Annotated in this window: 1 protein-coding gene and 2 pseudogenes; all 3 read left to right on the top strand. The window is 75.5% G+C overall.

Annotation, left to right across the window (positions count from 1 at the left end):
* Positions 1-2,051: pseudogene (locus ACRDP3_RS16835) on the top strand (tetratricopeptide repeat protein); the annotation flags it as partial.
* A gap of 115 nt (positions 2,052-2,166) precedes the next feature.
* Positions 2,167-2,382 carry a hypothetical protein gene (locus tag ACRDP3_RS16840; RefSeq protein ID WP_431517776.1) on the top strand — a complete coding sequence of 72 codons (216 nt, stop codon included), beginning with the start codon at positions 2,167-2,169 and terminating at the stop codon, positions 2,380-2,382.
* A gap of 103 nt (positions 2,383-2,485) precedes the next feature.
* Positions 2,486-3,161 (top strand): annotated as a pseudogene (locus ACRDP3_RS16845) (hypothetical protein); the annotation flags it as partial.

Raw genomic sequence — 3,161 nt, forward strand, 5'->3', positions numbered from 1 at the left:
TGCCCGTGCTGCTGCCCACGCCGGCGGCGCTGGGCAGCTGGGCCCGGCTGCTGGGCGGCAACGGCCGGCGTACCGTGCGCGGTGCCGCCGCCTGGGTACGGCCGCGCCATCACGCGATGCCCGCTCCCCGCACGCCGGCCGGCGCCGAGCACCCCCGCGAACTGCTGGGCGCCTTCCGTGCGTCCGCCTCACCCGGCGCCCTCGACCTGGCCGTGCACCTGGCCGCCGTACCGCTGGTGCTTCCCGTCATCCAGCTCGTGCAGGAGGCGATGCTGCCCGACACCGGGCCCATGGAGCTGGCAGAGGTGCTGCTGAGCGGACTGCTGGAGCGGCTGCCGGACATCGAGGATTCACCCGGGCCGCGGTACGTCTTCGCGCCCGGCGTGCAGGACCTGCTGCTGCACTCCCTCGATCAGGGCGCGGCCGTGCTGGTGCTGAAGTACCTCTCGGAGTACGTCACCCGGCGGTTCGGCAAGGGCACCCGCAACTTTCCCGCCCGCGCCGTCGCCCGGCTCTCCGGGCGGGACCCGCTGGAGGAGGGCAGGTCCGGGGGGCGCGAGCCCGGCGGGTGGCGGGAGAGCGTCATCGACGAGCTGTTCGCGGAGATCCCCGCCCGGGTGGTCAGCTGGTACGACCCGGACGTCCCGGTGTCCGGAGGGCTCCCGGAGGCGGAGCGGCTGCTGCGCCGCTGGTGGGCGCAGGGCGACCCGCGGCTGCTGCACCAGGCGCGCACCCACGCCGAGGCCGCCGTCGCCGATGCGCTGGCCGACCTCGGGCGCGCCCGGCTCGTACTCGGCCGGATCCTGCACGCCCTCACCGAGACCGGAGAGGTCCGCCGGCGCCCCGAGCAGGCTCGCGAGCTGCTGCACGCCGCCGCGGACCAGCTGACCGGCGACGACCTCGACACCCGGTTCGAACTCGCCGCCGTACAGCACGACCTGTGGCAGGCCGAGGAGGACCCCGAGCAGCTACGGGCCGCCGTGCGGACGCTGCGCACCATGGCCGACGAGTCGACGGCGGCCGGCCGTCCGCTGACCGGCCGGCTGGAAGGCAAGCGACGGCTTTGGCTGGGCCGGGTGCTGCTCGCACTCGCCGGCGCCGACGGCCGTACAGGCGCGGCGCGGCGGGTCTCCGAGGACGCGGCTGCCGAAGCCGCCGTTGAACTACGCGCCGCCGGTGACCTGTTGGCCGTCGGCGGAGACGACGACCCGGGGCTGTGCGCGGCCCTCCTCGACCTCAGTGCCGCGCTCCGCAAGGCCGGTGCCGACAGCGCCGAACGGCTCGCGAACCTGGACCGCGCCGAGGCGGCCGCCGGCGACAACGACACGCTGCGGCTGCGCTGCGCACGCGCCCGCGCCCGGGTACACCGCGACACCGGCGATCCGGCCGCGGCGGACCTGGCCTACACGGCGGCGGAGGCCCACACCGAACGCGACAGTCTGGAGCGGGCCGAACTCCTCACCGAATGGGGGACGATGCTGCTGGACAGCGCGGAGGGCGCCACCCACCTGGAGGGCGCCACCCGCGCGGAGGGGCTGCTGCGGGAGGCGCTGACCAGCGCACCGGGCGGTGGCCCGCTCGCCGCCCGGCTCCAACTCCTCCTGGGCCGCGCCCTGGTGGCCCGCTTCGAGCGGGAGAGCTTCCTGCCTGATCTGTACGAGGGCTGCCACCTGCTGGAGCAGGTCGCTCGCAAGGGGCAGGAGGGGGAACTGCGGGCCGAGGCCTGGCTGTTGCTCGGCGCCGCCCGGCAGGAGTTCCCCGCCGGCCACGTGCCGTCCGGCCAGGCCGAGCAGGCACTGACCCGGTCGCTGACCGAGGCCCGGCAGACACAGGGAGCCGATGCGTCCGCGTCGGTGGCCGCGGCTCGAGCGCTGCTGGCGCGCGGCAGGCTCCACGAGAGGGACGCCCGTCATGATGCCGCGCTCGCGGACTACAGTGCCGCCGCCGCCGAGTGGCGGCAGCTCACCGGCCGGATGGCCGAGGGCGTACCCATGGCGGAGGTGCGTGAGACCCGCGAGCGGATCGCCGCGCTGGAGGCGGAGGCCGAATGAGCGGGCCCGGGTGCGGGGGGCCGATTCCGAACGGGTTTCCGAAGCAAGGTCGTTGGGAAGAACCCACCACTGTTGCGGGCAGCCCGCCGCCAGGGGCGGCAGGGAGGAGGAGAGCGTGCCGAAGCAGGGCCGTGGCACGTCCTCAGGGACGGACCTGGAGCGCGCGGGAACGCCGCCCCTTCCCGATCTCACCGGTGTTGACCTGTGCGTTCTGCGAGCCATGGACGCCCCCGCACTGCTGGCGGCGGTCGATGCGGTGCTGGACCGCCCGGAGCGGTTCACCGAGACCTGGTGGGGGGACGACGGCGGCCAGGCCGGGAAGGCGTCCTGACGGCACCGGGTGCCTCCGCCGCCGTAGGGGGGCCGACCAGGGACGTGTTCGGGCCAATTCTCATCACCGGGGAAATGACGAGGGAGACGGGGGAGGGGGAAGGGTGCAGTCTGTCGCGGCCTCGTTCGGCGTTCCTGCCGAAACTCTCGCGTCCCTGGCCCGTACCCGGCCCGGCCCCGAAGACCTCCGGCTGTTACGGGCCGGGCTGTACAGCAGGCGGCTGGTGCTGCTCAAGTCCCTGCTCGCGCAGGCGGACCGGCACGCCGTGCCGCCACCGGTGCGGCAACGGCTGAACCGGCACTGGCGACTGCTGGAGCGGGCCGAGGCCGCCGATCCGCTCGCCGCCCGCGAAGCCCTCTCCTATCCCTCGGTCGGCAACTGGCTCGTGCACGCCCTGAGCGTCCCGGCGCGGGACCGGCCCGCCTTCGAGGACTGCCTCGGCGGGCTGGGAGCCCTGGCCGCCGCCGTCGCGCTGCGTACGGGCGTCAGCTTCCGCATCACCCTGCCCGCTCCCGGCGGACGGCTGACCCTCCCCGGCATCGGCGTGTACGCCACCCACGCCACCCACGCGGGCACGGAGACCCACGCCACCAGCGCCTGCCCGGCGGCCCACGCCGCCCGGGTCCGCGTCGTGGCCGGGCCGCGCAGTCTCCGGCTGACACCCGAACACCGCCGCACCGGCATCGAGCTGCGGCCCCCCTACGGCCACGCCACGGGAGCGGGCTGGCACGGGCTGCGGCCGCTGCCCGGCTCGCCGGCCGTGCTCGACGACCTCGACC

This window comes from Streptomyces sp. (assembly GCF_050698815.1).
Taxonomy (GTDB): Bacteria; Actinomycetota; Actinomycetes; order Streptomycetales; family Streptomycetaceae; genus Streptomyces.